We start from the raw sequence: 1,282 nt of genomic DNA, 5'->3' as shown, positions 1-1,282 counted from the left end.
TTATGTTTTACCACAAATGACTGATTTATTTGGCAAAGAACTGCATTCTTGACCGGATTTTCTGAGCCGAATCACACGACAAAACTCACTTGGCCGCCAGATGCACGGAACATAAAACGCGTAAATCCACTTCCCTGCCCAATGAGGCAACCCGACCAACGTTCAACAAGCGCCCTCTCTTTCCAACCACAGCGCAGAACAATGGCAAATTGCCGAGGCAACTGCCAAGCCGATATGCTAATTGGCAAATACACTCAAAGCGCCTTAAAGCCAGTGAAACTTAAAAACAGCCGCCACGACCTGAAAATGAAGCAACCCACGAACATTAGTATATTTTACCGGCTGAGTAATTCATGAACTTGGGCCGACAATGCCGATTTGCTGAAGTAACTCGAACGAACGGCCAAAGGGACAAAAAACATAGATCGAAGAAACTTTAAGCCACTGAAATACAAGTAAACATAACGCCGCGTTAAGGGGTGCAGGCACATAATACAAAAGCTACCGCACAGCGACTTAATCACTGAACCCAACGCAAACCGAAAATGCCACGCGTGCCAAATCCCACTTAAACGCTTTGTTATGTGCCCGAACTCATTGTGTACTCTGGGTGTCCCGTATGCTCGTCTAGTTGCTCACTGACGACTACAAAACCTTGAGACAAATAGAACTGATAACTAGCCTGATTTTCCTTGTATACGGAAAGGCTCAAGATCGCCCTTTGAGCTTTGGCATGACTTAATAACTGCTTACCGATGCCTTTACCCTGAAATTCAGGAAACACGAATATGGCAGCCAAAGTACTTTCATACAGCGCGTAAAAACCAACTATTTTCGACTCAATTTCATAAACGAAGACTTCTGAAGCAGGAATATAAATATTACGCATGTTCTCAACTTGAGATCCCCAGAAGTTCGCCGGGACGAAATCATGCGCTTTAACAGAGGCTTCAAGCCAGATTTCAAGAACCGAATCTAAGTCATGTGAATTGTACTTTCTTATCATTTTCGAACTCTAGATTTCCAAATTTATCGGGGCAACATAACGCCCAATTAAGTAGCCCGAAACGCCCTGGCTCACTTTCCGCATTGCTCGGCAACACGAAACCCAACGCAAACCAAAATCGCCGAGCGTTGAGGGTCTGCTTGAATTGTTTGTTATGTTTTACCACAAATGACTGATTTATTTGGCAAAGAACTGCATTCTTGACCGTATTTTCTGAGCCGAATCACACGACAAAACTCACTTGGCCGCCAGATGCACGGAACATAAAACGCGTAA

General features: G+C 44.3%; 2 protein-coding genes. Both read right to left on the bottom strand.

Annotated features, from left to right (window positions below; genetic code table 11):
* Nucleotides 1–71 precede the first annotated feature (71 nt).
* Nucleotides 72–254, bottom strand: coding sequence for a hypothetical protein (locus tag CDZ87_RS17115; RefSeq protein WP_157806497.1), 183 nt, complete (start codon nt 252–254; stop codon nt 72–74).
* Nucleotides 255–580: 326 nt separating this feature from the next.
* On the bottom strand, nt 581–1,006 hold the full coding sequence (locus CDZ87_RS16820; RefSeq protein ID WP_080536259.1) for an N-acetyltransferase: 426 nt from the start codon (nt 1,004–1,006) through the stop codon (nt 581–583).
* Between the last annotated feature and the right edge of the window lie 276 nt (nt 1,007–1,282).

The organism is Vibrio salilacus (assembly GCF_002811245.1).
GTDB classification, from domain to species: Bacteria; Pseudomonadota; Gammaproteobacteria; order Enterobacterales; family Vibrionaceae; genus Vibrio; species Vibrio salilacus.
This window is presented reverse-complemented; position numbering and strand designations above follow the sequence as displayed.

Coding starts and splice junctions, on each gene's coding strand:
- CDZ87_RS16820 (WP_080536259.1), bottom strand. CDS start 1,006: ATGATAAGAAAGTACAATTCACATGACTTAGATTCGGTTCTTGAAATC.